Source organism: Dehalobacter sp. (assembly GCA_023667845.1).
Lineage (GTDB): Bacteria > Bacillota > Desulfitobacteriia > Desulfitobacteriales > Syntrophobotulaceae > Dehalobacter.
In genome coordinates, this window is sequence record JAMPIU010000152.1 from 1 (window position 1) to 16,905 (window position 16,905).

Here is a 16,905-nt window from a genome sequence, read left to right on the forward strand (position 1 = left end):
ACGATAGAATTTGAACTTCCTATCGCGAAGCGTTGTTACTCAACAACTACATAATCTGGTGACTATACCGGAGGGGTACCACCCGTTCCCATCCCGAACACGGAAGTTAAGACCTCCTGGGGCGACGATACTGCAAGGGAAAATAGCACGTTGCCAGGTAATTAAGAACAGAGCATCTAATATGGTGCTCTGTTTCTTATGTACAAAGGGTGTTCAATTAGGAAGTTTGAGTGTCCTCCTGGGCTGAAAATACCCTTTGGGGAAGATAAGTCGTTGCCAAGTAATTAGAGACTACATCAAATGATGTAGTCTCTTTACATTAATCCAAAATAATACTTCAAAAAAAGTAATATTTACATTATAATGTAAATGATAGAAAAAAGTGAAACTATTGCCTGCTCATTGAGGTTGTTGCGAAATAACAATAAACGCAGCAAGATTTCCTAGTTCTGGTACAAAAGATTTTTGCTTAGAGGAGCGCGGATTAATGAGAAAATCAGAAAACCATCGATTTAGCATTAGAAAGAAGATTTCCTTATTTGTTATTATTTTGGCAATTGTTACTTATTCCACAAGTGCATTCTTTATCTATTTTGTTCAACCTAATTTTGTTCCGAATATTAATGAGGTTATATTTACGATTGCTACTTTAGTACTAGGGGTTTTCTGGTCGGGTTTACTTTCCTTTTTTATGGCAAGTTTTATCATTAAACCTTTACAGAAGTTAGAAAAGGCTGCAAATCAGGCATCTGAAGGGAATATCGGTTGTGATGTTGAATTATCAAAAACTGATGATGAGATTCGTTCATTAGGAATAGCTTTTAATAATATGCTTTATAATCTTAGGGAAATTGTTCAGAGTATTGAAACGAATTGTGCGAAGACCAATGAGAATATGTTTGAAATTTCAAAAGTATCATCGGCTGCTTCTCACCAAGCCGACTCTATTGTACATACCATCACAGAAATATCTGCAGGTGCAGAAACTTCCTCGATTGCGATTCAATCAACAGCAGAATCAGTTGAAAAGGTAGCCCACATTGCCAAAGAAGTACAAAACTATGCCAAGTCTTCTGAAAAAATCTCTGCAGAAATGCTAATGGAACTAACAGAAAGTAAAGAAGTAATTCATTCTTTAGTTGAGGGAATCAATAATCTAGCCAAAGGGAACCAGCAATCGCTTGAAATTGTTAAGAGTCTCGAAGAGAATGCCAAGAAAGTTGGTCAGATCATCCAGTTAGTAGGTGATATTGGGGAGCAAACAAACTTACTTGCACTGAATGCTTCCATTGAAGCTGCTCGAGCAGGACAACATGGCAGAGGATTTGCGGTCGTTGCCGAAGAGGTACGAAAACTAGCCGATGAAAGCGCTAATGCCGTTCAAGGAATTTCAAGTCTTATTGAGAATATCCAGTCTGAAGTGATAAATGTTGTGAATCAAATTACGATACAAGTTCAGAATGCAGATATGGAAGCGCATAAAGGATCCAGGACGAATGAAGTAATAGAAAAAATGACGAGAACAATTCTAGAAGTAGCACGTAGCGTTGAACAAATATCAAAGCTTGTCGATCATCAAATGGAGGGTATAGACAAAAGCGCTCATCAGTCTCGCGAAGTAGCCCAGATTGCAGAAAAAACTTCAGAAAGTGCAATGGAACTTGCTATTGCTACAAAGCAACAAGCGGAAATCGTTGATCAGGTTGAAGCCCTTGTAGGTAATTTAAGAATACAGTCAGAAATTCTGACAACTGCAATTACCCGCTTTCGTAAATAATTGGTAGGCTTTACTATATTTATAGAGAAATACTCTGTTCCAAATAATCATAGGAGGTACATGTACTCCTATGATTTTATAATGTTATCGTGAGCTTGTTACTTGAAGAAAATGAGAAGCCCTATTGTATAAGTACGACTTTACCGGAATCAATAAAGTAAAGTTCGGAAATACCATCGATATAACTGATATCCGCTTTGGCTTTGACACTGTCGGTTTCCGCAGGCTGAGCACCTTGCTGTCCTTTATACGAAGGATCGTAGAAAAAAATTTTAAACTTGCGAAGATTGCTGTTTGAAAGTTGATCCCGCTGTTCTCTAATAATACCGGTTAGAACATTCTCATCAATAGAAGGTGGCTGGATATATAAGACCTGAGATTTCGTTTCAGACTGCGTATACAGGATAGTGTAAGTAAGCTTGGCAGAAGAGTTTCGTGTAAAGTCCCCGTCAATCGTAAAATCTGCATGATTTGCATTGGCCATAGCCAATGATGTCAAGCTGGTACTGGATCTTGGTAATAAGCTTTTTATTAAAAGGGTATCTGTACCTTGATTTTTGTTGTCGCTGTCCCGGTACGTAACATACACTTTTCCGGAGAATACATACTCTGAAGAGTTGGAAACGGATATGTTCACGTTTCTTTGATTTTTGGAATTTAAGTACTGAAAGTCTGCAGATGCTGAGATATCTTTGAGATTAGCTGATAATATCAACTGCTGGTTGTTTTGATTATTGAGCGCTGCTGGCTGAGTCTTTGAAGATAAGCTGGAACTGCCGGCCTTTGGAGAATCAGGCTGTTGAGCAGTTGTTGTCGGCGTATTTTTAGAACAACCAGATAGCAATAGTAGGAAAAGGCAGGTTAAGATTATCGTATTTTTCATTGATGGCTCCTTTAGTACCAAGAATTGCTTTTATTAATTTTATTTATTAATTCTATTATATAATAAAATTCATTTTGGAGCGAAATAACAAGTGAATAAATTGTAATCGCATATAGCTAGGACAGAGCATTACGCTGCTCTGTTTTTTTGCGGCAAGGCAAGTGAAACTGAAAAAAGCTCTGAAAACAGAGCTATAATTAATCACACTTTTGCAGAAACTTATTTCTTTTGATAAAGAGATATTCCTAAAGACAATAAGACAATAGAGAAATATGAAAGAATTAAAACTGTATTTCAAGCTTGTCGCCTTCCATGCTTCCAGTGAAATCTGCCCAGTTACGTGGGAACTCTATCACAAAAGCGGCATCCTTGATGCATGGGGAGACCTTTTTCGGAGAGAGATCATCAATGATTTTGACAATTTTCAGATCCTTGCTGACAAACCAGACAGAGAGGGGATAGCGCATCCCAATCATGTGGACCTGGTTGCAGGGATTAATCAACAGACCATGAAAATCATCCAATTGCCTGGTTCCCAGCAGACCTCTCAGTCTGGTGAAAAAGGTGTCAGCCAGTAGAACCGTCCCAATATTCTTTTGTGTTCTTTGGTTGATAACAGTTAACTCTTTCATGAGCTGATTTCCTCGTTCTTCTTAGAGAGAATCTCAGATTATTCTTTGAATATTCTTCTTCACAGACAAAAAATTATTTACCTAAAATATCCATGATATTAATGATTGCCGGACCAAGTATGACAATGAAAAGGCTTGGAAAAACAAAGAAAACAAGCGGGATCATCATTTTAACAGGGGCTTTTTGCGCAGCTTCTTGTATGCGTTGTTTTCTTCTCAGACGGATTTGCGCCGACTGGTTTCTAAGGACATTTCCCATAGAGATACCGAGCTGGTCAGCTTGAACCAATGAGGCAATTACATTGCTTAAATCTTCTACGTCATTTTTTTTGGCCATGTCTCTCAAAGCTTCCCGGCGCGGTTTGCCAATTTTGATTTCTTGGAGAACCAGGTTGAACTCTTCAGCAAGGATACCTTTTTGTTTTTCTACGACTTTCATCATGGCTGCATCAAAGCCAAGTCCGGCTTCAACACTGACCATAACGAGATCGAGGATGTCAGGAAGCGTACGAAGAATCTCACCCTTACGTTGTTTGATTTTTGATTTAAGCCAGAAATTGGGAGCGATATTTCCAATAACAAAACAAAATAATGGGAATTCAATTTTTGTTAGGATTGGAAAGCTTAAAATAAAGCTTAAGGCAGCAGCTGCTATTGCAAAGCATAGGCCGAGGATGAACCTAAGCGCTTTCCATTCAGCGGATGACCAGCCCTTTAATCCGGCAGCAATTAATTCCGTGTCTTTCGGATCTGTTTCTTTGCTGTTTTTTGAGAAGGCGATGATCAATCTGCGAAAAAAACTGTTCTCAGATTTCTCTTGCTTGTTTTTATCTTTCTTGCCTTTGTCTTTTTTGGATTTTTCTTTTTGGTTCTCTTCATTTTCTACCGGCACAGAAGATCTTCCGAGGGAACGCATAATCCTGCTCTGGGAAAGAGAAGGCTGTTTCCTGGACAGAATCGCCAGAACTAAGAAGAAAATAAGGCAAAAACCGCTGAAAATCAAGATTGACTCCATGACAATCTCCCCTAGAATTTAATATTAACAATCTTTCTGATGGCGATAAAACCGATGATTTCCAGAACCGCTCCACAGCATAATAACACAATTCCAAGTGGACTCTGGAAAAGCGGCATCATAAATGAAGGCTGCATCATCGTGATAACCAGGCCAATTAAGATAGGCAAAGCACCAATAATATATCCGGATAATCTACCTTGAGCAGTAAGTGTTTTGATCTCGCCTTGAATCTGTAAACGTTCCTGAATGGTATCGTGAATATTAATTAAAATTTCGGCTAGATTACCACCAATCTGCCGTTGAATCAGGATGGCGGTTACCATTAATTCCAGGTCTTTGCTTTCAACCCGCTGCGAGAGACTTAACAAAGCATTTTCGGTAGACTCCCCATAGGCCATTTCTTTCAGGGTAATTTTGATTTCGGAGGAGAGCGGATCTGGCATTTCCTGGGCAGCCATTTCCATGGCCTGAAATAAACTAAAACCGGCTTTTAAGGAATTGGCAAGGGTCAGAAGTATATCCGGCAGCTGGTTATTGAATTTCTTCATTTTTTTATTTTTAGCACTGTTGATATACAGCCTGGGAAAGATCAAACTTAACAGCGGCAGAACAATAAAAATAGCACTCAAAGGCAGAAGAATTAAGGCGGTAAGAAAAGTAAGAATGAGCAAGAGGATTTGCATCACGATGAATTCCCTGCCAGTTAACCCAATGTCACCGCTGTAAAGATCTTTATCAAGTTGTTCGCCCCATTTTCGAGGTGTATATTTGGACAGGGAAGTCAGATACTCTTTCCAGGAAGCAGCCTTCTTGGCTTTAACCGGGGTATCTTCTTTTTCTGCAACCAGTCGCTTAACTTTATCTTCGACGCTTTCATTTTTTGGTTTCAGGGCCATGATCAGCGAGTATATCAGGATAAATCCCATAATCGAGGCCACAATGATGACCTTTGTCATAAAAATACCTCCAACGGCCACGAATGACTAATCAACTAACAAAAATATTGTCCGGCAGGATTTGGCCTGTGGCAGCCAGCGTATCCATAAAGCGGGGGCGGACACCGGTAGCCTTAAAGCCACCGAGGACATGGACATTGGAATCAACACCCTTTTGTTCAAATTTGTAGATATCCTGGGTGACGATGGTGTCTCCTTCCATGCCAAGAACCTCCGTGATATGGGTAATCTTGCGGGTACCGTCCCTGAGACGGCTTTGCTGAACAATTAAATTGATTGCACTCGAGATCTGCTCACGAATAGCTCGGATTGGAAGATCCATGCCGGCCATCAGGACCATGGTTTCAAGACGGGAGAGCATATCTCGCGGCGTGTTGGCATGACCTGTGGTCAGGGAACCATCGTGTCCGGTATTCATGGCCTGCAGCATATCTAAGGCTTCTCCGCCTCGGACTTCACCGACGATAATCCGGTCAGGCCTCATACGCAGCGTGTTTCTAACCAGGTCACGAATGGTAATGGCCCCTTTTCCTTCTATATTTGGCGGCCGGGTTTCAAGTGTTACCAAGTGACTTTGATCAAGCTGCAGTTCAGCGGCATCTTCAATGGTAATGATCCTTTCGTGGTCCGGAATAAAGGAAGATAGGACGTTTAAGGTTGTAGTCTTACCTGACCCGGTACCGCCGGAAACGACAATATTAAGTCTGGCCTTAACGCAGGCTTCCAAGACAAGTGCCATATCTCTGGTCATTGTGCCAAAATTAATTAGATCTTCAACACGATAGGGGTCGCGCGAAAATTTTCGGATCGTGATAGTGGGCCCTTTAAGCGCCAAAGGCGGGATAATTGCATTTACCCTGGAACCATCCGGCAGACGGGCATCTACCATTGGCTGACTTTCATCAATCCTTCGGCCAATCGGCGCAACGATTTTTTCAATAATATGCTGAACATGCTGGTCATCATTAAAAGTTACATTGGATAGTTCGACAATCCCATGACGTTCTACGTAGACCTGACTTGGCCCGTTGACCATAATCTCTGAAATGCTGTCGTCATTTAGTAGTGGAGAAATGGGACCAAAACCGAGAATTTCATCAACCACTTCCTGAACGATTCTTTGTCTTTCGTTACGGGGCAGAAGGGCACCATTGGTTTCAACATACTGGTCTATGACTTTTTGAACAATCGGCTCGACTTCTTGGGGATCAACATCATTGAGTTGAATATTTTTGATGGTTTCCTTATGGATAATACTTTTGAGTTCCCTCCAGGGATCAACGGGCTGGATGGAAGGAGAAGAGGTGAAGGCTTGTCTGATTTCAATCAGGCTTTGTTTCTCTGATCCGGTTCTTTCGCGTTCTTTACCTCTTTCCTGTTCTAAACGGCTAAGGAGCGACATGTGATCAACCTCCAAATCTTAAAAAGGAAAGACGGCCGGTTTCTTTGCTGTCCTGACCTTTTTTAGTAATTTCCGAATTAACACCTAGCGTACTCACCATTTTTTTAATTTCCAGAGCGGGAGCCGAACGGGCTAAAGCTTCAACAAACGGTACACCTTTATTAAGCACGGATGTAAGCTGCTCCTCATAAGGAATTAAGTAGGTTACATTGAGGCCGAGACTGCTTTCAATATCCTTCATGCTGATACCGATTTTCTTTTCAAATTTATTTAGAATCAACTTGATTTTTGGGGAATAATCAAGCGTGTGCATGATTTCCAGCGCCAGCTTAGTATTTTTGATTGACGGAATATCCATGCCGGCCACGACCCAGATCTCGTCTGCGGCCTCTAAGCCGGCAAGGCTGATATCATCAAAACGGCTGGTATTGTCAAGAATAATAAAATCATAATGGATTTTAACCTCCTCCAGGATCTGCTCAATATGTTCGATGGTTACTTTTTCTGCATATTCGGGGCGATTCGTAGCCGCCAGAATCTCCAGTCCGGAAGAATGGCTAAGGGTATGAAGCCGGATATCTTCTTCTTTAATCGAACCGGCCTGGACCAGATCAGTAATTGTCCTTTTCGGAACAAGATTTAAGAAGGAGGCGATGTCTCCAAATTGCAGGCTCAAGTCCAATAAAAGGACTTTGGATGACTTCGCCAATTCAACACCGAGGTTCACAGCGGTCGTCGTTTTGCCTACTCCTCCTTTAGCGCTGAAGATACTGATTACTTTTGCTGCAGTGCCGGATGTTTCCACAGCGGAATCGGGGGACAGCGGGGAAGTGATCATTTCTCTTTTGCGGCTTTCCTTGTGATACACGTTCAGGATTGTACTGGTAAGTTCTTTGCCGGTAAACGGTTTGACGATATAAGCTTTGGCTCCGGCCATCATGGCTTTGGTCATATGGTCGGGGTCGTTTTCAACGGACATCATAATAATGGAGGTATTTGGAACGCGGAAAGAAAGCAGTTCTGTTGTTTTTATCCCGTCAATGTCGGGCATGCTGATATCCATTAAAATAATTTCCGGTTTCAACAATTCTGCCAGACGGATTGCTTCTGAACCGCAGCCTGCTTCGCCGATGACTTCAAAGCCGGAATCAAGAGCAAGGATTCGGCGAATGTTTTCGCGGGTATTTCTGATATCATCGACGATGAGAATCCGTATACCTTGCATGCGCTATACCTCCTTTTTTATTTATAATGACCGAAGTAATCGGCATTTGTATAGACATTGGGATCAATGGGTGCTTCGGTGTAAGTTTCTTTATTGGCGGGGTTTCTCAGCAGTAAGCGGATAGAACCTTTTTCACTGCCCAGTGTTACGGCCATAGACTGGGAAACACTCATAGCAAGGACATAAGAGCCGGGATTTTCAGCAGTTTCTCCTTCTTTGAGAATGGTATCACCCGTATTTAAGACCAAAACATCCTGGGCAGCTAAAGAAGTAATGGTTCTTTGATTTCCCTGGCTGTCCTTAATATCCATGGTAATCAGGATATCCACATGGTCACCGGGCTTTACCTTATAGCTGACACTGCCCACCAGATCGACAGGAATAGCAACGGCTCTTTTGCCCGAAGGAACAGTCAGTGAAAAGCTGTCGGCTGAGGCACCTGAGCTGTTGCCGGTTTGGTACGGATCTCCAAGCATCGGACTCAGCAGTACATCACCCTGACTGACGTCAACCAGGAGCACCCGGCCAGTTAGTTCTTTCACGGTAGAGGCGCCTCCCTGAGGATAAGCTGAAAGAGGAACTTGTTTGATCTGGAGCTGATCAGCCTTTAGGATACTTCGGGAGGAAATATCCGCTGCTGCAACAACCAGCGGTTTCAATTCCTGACTTGATGCTCCCGAACCATAGTTCAGGTAGAAAAAGACAGCCAAGCTGAAAATCAGTCCTGAGATAATCGCCATAAAAACATAGAATTTTCTTTTCACCAGTTATCCCTCAATTCATTAGCAATTTTATAGAATATAAACCGTAATCCTGTACGGGGTTATTTCCGTCATCAATAATTGAACTTGTTTCTTTGCCGAGAGTAGAACAGGTCTTTAAAAAACGCCCGGTGATAAAACAGTCATTACCGTTATGCGTTACATTTTCAATGAAAAAAGCGGCAAATCCCAAAATTTTGACTTCCTGGATGGCTTCACCTGATCGAGTGAGGACTTCTACGATCGGGATAAAGACGATCTCGGGAGCATTATTGTCATGATCCACAAAAGTATTCCCAGGGACCCGAGTATCGGAAGCGAGCCGGGTATCAAGACCTTTTCGCGTCGGCCCGCTCATATTACCGGTTTCTATCTGCAGGGTCTGGCCGACAGATAGCGGGGTGTTATTTCCGTAGGCGAGTGCATCCTCATACGTACTTGCACCGGATCCATCCAACCTGACAGGACCATACCAGCCGGTCTCGCCTTCCGGCGGCGCATTTTTCAACGTATATTCCTGGCCATAGACAAAGTTCTGTATCGTAACACTTAAAGGAGCGGCTCCGGCAATGCTGCGGACAGGGTAAACACCTGCCTTGGAACGTGCGCTGACTTTTCCTTTGGTAATGCCAAGTGCTTTGGCCAAAAACATGGAATGTTCTTCAGAAGCAGATACCTCAATTTCCCGGTTATTATTGGATATCGAAATTGAGGGGAGGGAGACATGATTATTGGCCGCATATTCTGCAGCAGTCAGATAAGCGTCCTGCGGACTGTCCGGTAATTCTTGAGCACCTGCTAACGCTGCTGCATCTACCGCATTCTGTAACTTTGCTTTTTCCACATAGAGAACTGCCATATCTGTACATAGGGCACCAAAGCCCAGAAGAACGACTAAAAGTACTGCCGTAAGAACGGCAATACTGCCTTTTTCATTTTTGAGTGGGTGATTCTTCATAGCAAATGCACTCCTATTCAATGCGCATGGATAGGTTCGCATGGATAATAACCGGATTCGGAAGAATATGATTTAATACCGGAGTCGTAAGAGACACAGGATAAGAAGCTGATACCGTAACATTTGAGCCGGAATGTCTGCTGGACTCAATGGGGGTGATCTGAATGGTCAGTAGATTGCGGTCTAACAAAGGGGCGGAATCAGCTACTGAAGCCTGGATAGCGCTATCCAGCCCGCTCAGGCTTGCTGTCCTGGCGCCGCTTCTGACAGCGTTATTGAGAGTCACGTAGGAATAGCCGAGCCGCCCAAACTCAACCACACCAAAGACTAGAAGCAAAAAAACGGGTAGGACCAGCGCAAATTCTACAAGAGACTGGCCATTGGAGGATTTTATTAATTTTTTAAGCATTTTTTAATACCCTCCCAATGCAGGTTTACTTTCGTCAAACCAATTTGATATCACTAAGCAGTGAAGAGACAATTAACAATGCAAAAACTGTTAAAACGCAAAATAAAAGTTGTCCTTCTTTAGTTTAAAAAAGCCCTACTGTTCCCTGACAGTAGGGCTTTCGAGGTAAAACCAACGAAGACTCTTGATTTTAGGGAGTTGGAGTAATGTCGAGGTCTCCTCCAATTGTAGTCATAATCTCATTCAAGTTTGTGCCGATAACCACGACTGCACCAATTACAACGAGTGCAATTAAAGCAATAATAAGACCGTACTCTGTAAGTGCCTGACCCTTTTCATCTTTTTGGAATCTTTGAAGGAACTGAACGAGGTATAACATCATGATAATCTCTCCCTTTAATAATATATTTTTGTTTTTTAGTGTTCTGGTTTGTATTACAAATTTACAACAGTTTGACAACCGAAACAATTCACCGTAAGTCACGATGTGATAGGACTAAAGACTTATTAATATTCTGTGCTTTTTAAGAATCTTCTTAAATAAGGGTTAATTGTCCTGAGAATTTCTTGTTTTTAGGTGACAAATGCTTTACATTATATATACCATCAATAACCGTCATATAAAGGTAAGAATTATTATCGAGGACTCAACAAGGAATCATTCAAAGGCCTTATATGTTGAATAATTAAAGGAATTAGCTTAGAATTGTGGAAATATTACTGTTGTAATGAAAAGCTGGGGGTTTGGAACGTTGGCGACGAAGGCGACAAAAAAGAACCGACGGGGGTCACGTAAAAAAAGACAGTCCGTTCATGATACGATTCGAAATGAGATTATGGGAATCCTGGTGATGGGTTTGGCCTGCCTGGGATTTGTCATGCTCTATTCCAACAGCAAGGGTGCTATTGTCACGTTGATTATTAAAGCACTCAGGGTTGCGGCAGGCGATGGCAGTGTCGGGATTTTTATCATCCTCGGAGTTATCGGGATCAGCCTGATGAGCAACAACCGGAGAAGTATGAAATCCAGGATAACCGGTGCGGTTTTATTATGGCTGGTAGCGGAAGGATTCCTGCATCTCGGATCATCTGCTGCGTATGATACTGCAGGGCTGTTTGCGCTTGGCAAAGTCGGATTGGGAGGCGGCCTCCTCGGCGCGGCGATCAGTAGCATGCTGGTCATGCTGGTCGGTGTGACAGGCGGCTATGTGATTTTGGCAGTATTAGCCTTGATCGGGGCTATCCTGGCAATGAACCGCTCTCTGGTCGGGACGGTCAAAGACCTGTTGTCTCTCGCAGCCAATTTTGCACAGATGGTCGACCGCCACATCAGAGATTTTCTGCAGGTACTGGCGGACGGACGCCAAGAAAGACAGGAGCGCAAAGAGGACGATCGGAACAGCATGTTTGCCGCAGCAAAGAAAGGTGAGCCTGATTCAAAGCAGAGTAACCCGGTGATCGAAATCTTTGGGGAAGAACGGAATCGTGGAGAAGAACGGAATAAAAGAAACAAACAGGTTCCGCAGTCGGAAACGGATCATTACCTGATTAATACAAGGATCGACGATCTAGCCGAAAGAAAGGCTGGGAATTTAGGAGATTATGCAGGAGGCATGGAGACTGCAGCGGCACCGCCGGGTAAGCTTACCGGGACGCCTATTTCCAGACAGATCGAGAAGAACGAACATTACAGGCTGCCGCCTTTAAATCTTGTTCATAAATCAATGAAAAAAGGCCAAAAAAGCGGCAAGGACATTGCTGATAATGTCCGTCTGCTGGAAGATACGCTGGCCAGTTTTGGGGTCAGGGTCAAAGTCACAAGAGTCACACAGGGGCCGACAATTACCCGCTATGAGGTTCAGCCCGCACCCGGTGTCAAAGTCAGTAAAATTACCAGCCTCTCAGATGATATTGCATTGAGTCTGGCAGCCTCCGATGTACGGATGGAAGCGCCGATCCCGGGAAAGTCTGCAGTTGGGATAGAGGTTCCGAATAAGGAGATTGCCATTGTTCATTTCCGGGAAGTGCTGGAGACGGAAGATTTTCAGGACTCACCAAGCAAGCTTAGTTTGGCGCTCGGCAAAGATATTACCGGTACGCCGATTATCGGTGATCTGACGAGAATGCCGCACCTGCTGATTGCCGGAGCGACCGGAGCAGGAAAATCGGTTTGTATCAATACGATTATCGGAAGTATCGTTTATAAAGCAAAACCGGATGAAGTAAAACTGCTGCTGATTGATCCTAAGGTTGTTGAACTGGCCAATTACAATGGAATTCCACATCTGATCTCTCCTGTGGTAACAGAGCCCCAGAGGGCTGCCGGAGCTTTGAAGTGGATCGTTACCGAAATGGAGACAAGATATGAACTTTTTGCAGCTTCCGGAGTTCGCGATATCGTCAGATATAATTTCTTGGTTAGTGAAAAGAAGGATACGGAATCGAAGCCGCTGCCGTATGTTGTTGTCATCATCGACGAGTTAGCCGATCTGATGATGGTTGCTCCGGGAGAGGTTGAAGAGTCTATCTGCCGGCTGGCCCAGATGGCCAGGGCAGCAGGTATTCATCTGATTGTTGCGACGCAGAGACCCTCGGTTGATGTCATCACCGGTCTGATCAAAGCCAATATTCCTTCCAGGATCGCTTTTGCGGTTTCTTCCCAGATCGATTCCAGAACCATTCTGGATATGGGCGGTGCAGAAAAACTGCTCGGCCGCGGGGACATGCTCTATCATCCAATTGGGATCAGCAAGCCGATCCGGGTCCAGGGCTGTTTCCTGTCAGACAAGGAAGTCAAAAATATTGTGGATTATCTGCTGGAACAGGCTAAACCGGAGTATTTTGAAATTCCGGAGGTAAGCTTGAGTTCCAGGAATTCTGAGGAGCCGGAAGATGAGCTTTTCTACAAGGCTGCGAACATCTTTATGGAGAGTAATACGGCATCCGTGTCCCTGCTTCAGCGCAGACTAAAGATTGGCTATTCCAGGGCGGCTAGAATCGTTGATATGCTTGAAGAAAAAGGGGTTGTCGGCCAGCATGAAGGCTCGAAACCCAGGGAAGTTTTGTTGACCAAGGGCCAATTTGAACAAAAATTCGGGAAAAACTTAAATTCTTAGTCAAAATTACCAAATATTTGCGCTTTTTGGTTAATTTCAGGAAGGATTAGTTAAAATACTGTAGAATAAAAAAGATTGGGGAAGATTATGCTGCGTGAAATTTCCATCGATGAATGTTCTGAGCTATCAGATGCATTATATATAGATGTGAGGTCAGAAAACGAATTTGAGGAAGGAACGATTCCCGGAGCGGTAAACATACCCATCTTCAATAATGAAGAGAGAGCCGTCATTGGAACGATATATACCAAAGAGTCTCCCCAAAAAGCCAGAGATATCGGGTTAGAGATTGTTAGCCGAAAATTGCCGGATTTATATAAACAAGTTGAAGAAGCTGCCGGAAAAAGACCAATTCTGCTATTTTGCTGGCGCGGAGGAATGAGAAGCAAGTCTTTGGCGGCAGTACTTGACCTGATGGGGTTGCCGGTATTTCGGCTGATTGGCGGATACAAGGCCTACAGGCATTCGATTGTTTCATTTTTTGAGACTGGATTTCATCATCAGGTTATCGTCCTGAAAGGGAATACCGGAGCTGGAAAAACAGAGCTGCTGAAAAAGCTCAAGGAAGAGGGTTATCCGGTCATTGATCTTGAGGGGCTATCCAATAATCGCGGTTCAGTTTTTGGCTGCATCGGTCTTGGCGTTCAGCCTACTCAAAAAACGTTTGAGTCTTTGCTTTACGAGGAAATCCATCGCTATCATCACGATCTGTATTTGGTGATGGAATGCGAAAGCCGGCGGATCGGCAAAATCACACTCCCTGACGCAGTTTTTAAGGCCATGCAGCAGGGAATCTCCGTTCTTGTTTATGATTCGCAGGACAACAGAGCCAAACGGCTGATGCTCGAGTATACGGATAACCCGGGAATAACTGAAGAACTTAAAACGGCTCTGGACAGACTGACGAAAAGACTGGGACGAAAGAAAATTGATCAGCTTTATGATTTTCTGCAGAAGCAAGCTTACGAGGACTTTGCCCGGTATCTTATTATGGAATACTATGACCAGCTGTATGGCTATCCCAATCAGGAATCTGAGGACTACACCTTATGTATTTCTCAGGAATCTATGTTATTATCGCTGAAAACACTGAAACAATTTTTGAATGACCGGTTTGCTTGACAGCAATTGATTTAAAATAGAACTAAATTACTAAATTAAATATTAATAGGGTGGTGTAGAGATGGCTGGTGAAGGGGCCGTTCTTAGGAAGGCCAGAGAAGAAAAAGGTTTAAGTTATCAGGAAGTTGAAGACAGCATTAAGATTAGAGTGAGGTATCTGGAAGCTCTGGAGAAAGAGAATTACGGCGTGTTGCCCGGGACCACCTATACCAGAGGCTTTTTACGGACGTATGCCAAACATCTTGGCATTAATCCGCAGGAAATTATAGATAGCTATAATGCTTCTTTGGTCAAAGAAGCTGAGCCTGACATTCAGCCACCCTTAAGTCCGATTTCTAGCAATCAGGTATGGTTCAGACCAGCCGTCCTTACAGGAATGGCCATCCTGGCTGTGATCATTGTCGTCGGGATTATCTTTGTATCCAATTTGGGTAACAAATCCGGTGCTTCCCATTATACACCCACCCCTTTGCCGACTGCACCGAAGGCGAGCGATCAAAACACTGCCGATTCCGGTACGGGGCAGGGTACGAACACTGCCGGGCAGCCGTCTCAGCCGCAAACTGAACAATACGAGGGTATTGTTGCTGAGCTTACGTTTACTGCCGATTGCTGGGTCGTGGTTAATGTAGACGGCAAGAAGGCTTTGAGCGGGACGATCCCTTCAGGAACAACGCAAACGCTGAAGGCTGACAACCAAATTGAATTTACATCGATCGGAAACGCCGGTGGACTGTCACTCAAAGTGAACGGACATACCCTCCCGCCGCTCGGGAAGACTGGTGATGTCCTTAAAAACTACATCATCGATGAGAATAAAGTGAAAGAGCTTGCAGGAAGTTAGTTTTACACCAAAGGAAGTTAGTTTACACCAAGCTGATAAGATAAGACTGTGAAGAGGGTATACCGGAAGACCAGGATACCCTCTTCCTATATTTGCGAATCGGGTCAAAACGATTTAGAATAAATACGGCTGCAAAGATTAGAATCCAATAGATTAAATGAAGGATAGAAGTATATTTGAATAATCAGTTTAATCATAGATAACTGCATAGCAGTAAGCGAATGCTGATATAGTTAGGAGCAAAATCAAGTGTCTTTAAATTATCTGCCAGTGAACAAAGAAGATATGGAAAGCCGGGGATGGGATCAGGTAGACTTTGTTCTGGTCAGCGGGGACGCCTATGTCGATCATCCCAGTTTTGGCCCGGCTATTATTTCCAGGGTCCTTGAAGACGCAGGGTACAAGGTTGGAATGATTCCTCAGCCGGATTGGAAAAAGACTGAAGATTTTCAGAGACTTGGGCGTCCCAGACTCGGATTTTTGGTCTCGGCAGGCAATATGGATTCCATGGTCAACCATTATTCAGTCAATAAAAAATTGCGCGAAAAAGATGCCTACTCACCCGGCGGCAAAATGGGTTTACGGCCGGACCGGGCGACGATTGTGTACTGTAATAAAATCCGGGAAGCCTATAAAAACGTTCCAATCATCATTGGCGGTGTAGAAGCCAGCTTGCGGAGATTTTCCCATTATGACTATTGGAGCGATACCGTTAGAAAATCAATTCTGATTGACAGCAGTGCGGACTTGTTGGTCTATGGCATGGCGGAAAAGCAGATTGTGGAGATTGCCGCATATCTGAATGACGGTTTGGAAGTAAAATATATCCGCCATATCCCCGGAACCTGCTATATAGCGGATTCTCTGGAAGAGGTAAGCAGCGGTTATATCGAGATACCTTCCTTTAAAAAGACTGCAGAAGACAAAACAAAGTATGCGGAGGCTTTCAAGGTCCAATATCAGGAGCAGGACCCGGTCAGAGGAAAAACCATTGTCCAGCAGCACGGCATAAAATATCTGGTGCAGAATAAACCGGAAATGCCTTTGTCCCAGGCGGAACTGGACAAAGTCTATGGCCTTTCCTATCTGAAAGACGCACATCCAATGTATGAGAGAGACGGGGGAATACCTGCGCTGGAGGAAGTAAAATTTAGTATTGTCAGCTCCCGGGGATGTTTTGGAAGCTGTGCTTTCTGCTCGCTGACCTTTCATCAGGGAAGAATCGTTCAGAGCAGGAGCGAGGAATCGATCCTGCATGAAGCTGTGGAAATCACCCATTTGGAAGACTTTAAAGGATATATTCATGACGTTGGCGGACCGACAGCAAATTTTCGTCGGCCGGCCTGTCTTAAACAATTGAAAACTGGCGCATGTAAGGAAAAACACTGCCTGCATCCCTCACCATGCAAAAGCCTGCATATCGACCATCAGGAATACCTGGGGATTTTACGGAAAATCAGAAAACTGCCCAAAGTCAAGAAAGTATTTGTACGCTCGGGGATTCGCTATGACTATATCATGGCGGATAAAAGCGAGCAATTTCTTAAAGAACTGCTCGAACACCATGTCAGTGGTCAACTAAAGGTGGCTCCGGAGCATATTTCGCCTAAGGTCCTGCACGATATGCGTAAACCTGCTGGGAAAACCTTTGAACAGTTTAGGGAGAAGTTCTTTAAAATGAACGAGCGTCTTGGCAAGAAGCAGTTTCTTGTTCCTTACTTTATGTCCAGCCACCCTGGGAGTACGCTGGAAGCAGCCGTTGAACTGGCCGAATACTTGCGGGACATTCATTATCAGCCGGA

The 16,905-nt window shown here is 43.7% G+C and carries 15 protein-coding genes and 1 rRNA gene; 6 read left to right on the forward strand and 10 right to left on the reverse strand.

Annotation, left to right across the window (positions count from 1 at the left end; genetic code table 11):
* Positions 1-54: 54 nt before the first annotated feature.
* A 5S ribosomal RNA gene (gene rrf / locus NC238_13765) occupies positions 55-159 on the forward strand.
* A 328-nt stretch (positions 160-487) separates the two neighbouring features.
* Positions 488-1,777, forward strand: coding sequence for a methyl-accepting chemotaxis protein (locus NC238_13770; GenBank protein ID MCM1566974.1), 1,290 nt, complete (start codon positions 488-490; stop codon positions 1,775-1,777).
* Positions 1,778-1,898: 121 nt separating this feature from the next.
* Here NC238_13770 and NC238_13775 read toward each other — a convergent pair whose 3' ends face one another.
* The 10 genes from NC238_13775 to NC238_13820 all read right to left on the reverse strand — a co-directional run bounded on the left by NC238_13775 (position 1,899) and on the right by NC238_13820 (position 10,403).
* Positions 1,899-2,660 carry a hypothetical protein gene (locus NC238_13775; protein ID MCM1566975.1) on the reverse strand — a complete coding sequence of 254 codons (762 nt, stop codon included), beginning with the start codon at positions 2,658-2,660 and terminating at the stop codon, positions 1,899-1,901.
* A gap of 281 nt (positions 2,661-2,941) precedes the next feature.
* Positions 2,942-3,292: a DUF192 domain-containing protein gene (locus tag NC238_13780; GenBank protein MCM1566976.1), complete on the reverse strand. Its 351-nt coding sequence runs from the start codon at positions 3,290-3,292 to the stop codon at positions 2,942-2,944.
* A 73-nt stretch (positions 3,293-3,365) separates the two neighbouring features.
* Complete coding sequence (locus NC238_13785) at positions 3,366-4,307, reverse strand: type II secretion system F family protein (GenBank protein MCM1566977.1); 942 nt, start codon at positions 4,305-4,307, stop codon at positions 3,366-3,368.
* Between the two features lie 11 nt (positions 4,308-4,318).
* Positions 4,319-5,266: a type II secretion system F family protein gene (locus NC238_13790; GenBank protein MCM1566978.1), complete on the reverse strand. Its 948-nt coding sequence runs from the start codon at positions 5,264-5,266 to the stop codon at positions 4,319-4,321.
* Positions 5,267-5,297: 31 nt separating this feature from the next.
* On the reverse strand, positions 5,298-6,668 hold the full coding sequence (locus NC238_13795) for a CpaF family protein (GenBank protein ID MCM1566979.1): 1,371 nt from the start codon (positions 6,666-6,668) through the stop codon (positions 5,298-5,300).
* Positions 6,669-6,672: 4 nt separating this feature from the next.
* On the reverse strand, positions 6,673-7,893 hold the full coding sequence (locus NC238_13800; protein MCM1566980.1) for a response regulator: 1,221 nt from the start codon (positions 7,891-7,893) through the stop codon (positions 6,673-6,675).
* 17 nt (positions 7,894-7,910) lie between these two features.
* Complete coding sequence (gene cpaB / locus NC238_13805) at positions 7,911-8,657, reverse strand: Flp pilus assembly protein CpaB (GenBank protein MCM1566981.1); 747 nt, start codon at positions 8,655-8,657, stop codon at positions 7,911-7,913.
* A 10-nt stretch (positions 8,658-8,667) separates the two neighbouring features.
* Positions 8,668-9,612: a pilus assembly protein TadG-related protein gene (locus NC238_13810; protein ID MCM1566982.1), complete on the reverse strand. Its 945-nt coding sequence runs from the start codon at positions 9,610-9,612 to the stop codon at positions 8,668-8,670.
* Between the two features lie 13 nt (positions 9,613-9,625).
* On the reverse strand, positions 9,626-10,021 hold the full coding sequence (locus tag NC238_13815; GenBank protein MCM1566983.1) for a pilus assembly protein: 396 nt from the start codon (positions 10,019-10,021) through the stop codon (positions 9,626-9,628).
* 190 nt (positions 10,022-10,211) lie between these two features.
* Positions 10,212-10,403, reverse strand: coding sequence for a Flp family type IVb pilin (locus NC238_13820; GenBank protein ID MCM1566984.1), 192 nt, complete (start codon positions 10,401-10,403; stop codon positions 10,212-10,214).
* Positions 10,404-10,749: 346 nt separating this feature from the next.
* Here NC238_13820 and NC238_13825 point away from each other — a divergent pair, with 346 nt between their 5' ends.
* The 4 genes from NC238_13825 to NC238_13840 all read left to right on the forward strand — a co-directional run.
* Positions 10,750-13,137: a DNA translocase FtsK gene (locus NC238_13825; protein ID MCM1566985.1), complete on the forward strand. Its 2,388-nt coding sequence runs from the start codon at positions 10,750-10,752 to the stop codon at positions 13,135-13,137.
* 87 nt (positions 13,138-13,224) lie between these two features.
* Positions 13,225-14,259, forward strand: a complete 1,035-nt coding sequence (gene mnmH, locus NC238_13830) for a tRNA 2-selenouridine(34) synthase MnmH (GenBank protein ID MCM1566986.1) — start codon at positions 13,225-13,227, stop codon at positions 14,257-14,259.
* Between the two features lie 61 nt (positions 14,260-14,320).
* Positions 14,321-15,103 carry a DUF4115 domain-containing protein gene (locus tag NC238_13835; protein MCM1566987.1) on the forward strand — a complete coding sequence of 261 codons (783 nt, stop codon included), beginning with the start codon at positions 14,321-14,323 and terminating at the stop codon, positions 15,101-15,103.
* Positions 15,104-15,352: 249 nt separating this feature from the next.
* A partial coding sequence (locus NC238_13840) for a YgiQ family radical SAM protein (protein ID MCM1566988.1) occupies positions 15,353-16,905 on the forward strand: 1,553 nt, incomplete at its 3' end.

Bases quoted from the DNA above. Each gene is read 5' to 3' on its own strand.
- NC238_13825 (MCM1566985.1), top strand. From the start codon at position 10,750: ATGAAAAGCTGGGGGTTTGGAACGTTGGCGACGAAGGCGACAAAAAAG.
- NC238_13810 (MCM1566982.1), bottom strand. From the start codon at position 9,612: ATGAAGAATCACCCACTCAAAAATGAAAAAGGCAGTATTGCCGTTCTT.
- mnmH (MCM1566986.1), top strand. From the start codon at position 13,225: ATGCTGCGTGAAATTTCCATCGATGAATGTTCTGAGCTATCAGATGCA.
- NC238_13790 (MCM1566978.1), bottom strand. From the start codon at position 5,266: ATGACAAAGGTCATCATTGTGGCCTCGATTATGGGATTTATCCTGATA.
- NC238_13820 (MCM1566984.1), bottom strand. From the start codon at position 10,403: ATGATGTTATACCTCGTTCAGTTCCTTCAAAGATTCCAAAAAGATGAA.
- NC238_13785 (MCM1566977.1), bottom strand. From the start codon at position 4,307: ATGGAGTCAATCTTGATTTTCAGCGGTTTTTGCCTTATTTTCTTCTTA.
- NC238_13780 (MCM1566976.1), bottom strand. From the start codon at position 3,292: ATGAAAGAGTTAACTGTTATCAACCAAAGAACACAAAAGAATATTGGG.
- NC238_13775 (MCM1566975.1), bottom strand. From the start codon at position 2,660: ATGAAAAATACGATAATCTTAACCTGCCTTTTCCTACTATTGCTATCT.
- NC238_13815 (MCM1566983.1), bottom strand. From the start codon at position 10,021: ATGCTTAAAAAATTAATAAAATCCTCCAATGGCCAGTCTCTTGTAGAA.
- NC238_13770 (MCM1566974.1), top strand. From the start codon at position 488: ATGAGAAAATCAGAAAACCATCGATTTAGCATTAGAAAGAAGATTTCC.
- NC238_13795 (MCM1566979.1), bottom strand. From the start codon at position 6,668: ATGTCGCTCCTTAGCCGTTTAGAACAGGAAAGAGGTAAAGAACGCGAA.
- NC238_13800 (MCM1566980.1), bottom strand. From the start codon at position 7,893: ATGCAAGGTATACGGATTCTCATCGTCGATGATATCAGAAATACCCGC.
- NC238_13835 (MCM1566987.1), top strand. From the start codon at position 14,321: ATGGCTGGTGAAGGGGCCGTTCTTAGGAAGGCCAGAGAAGAAAAAGGT.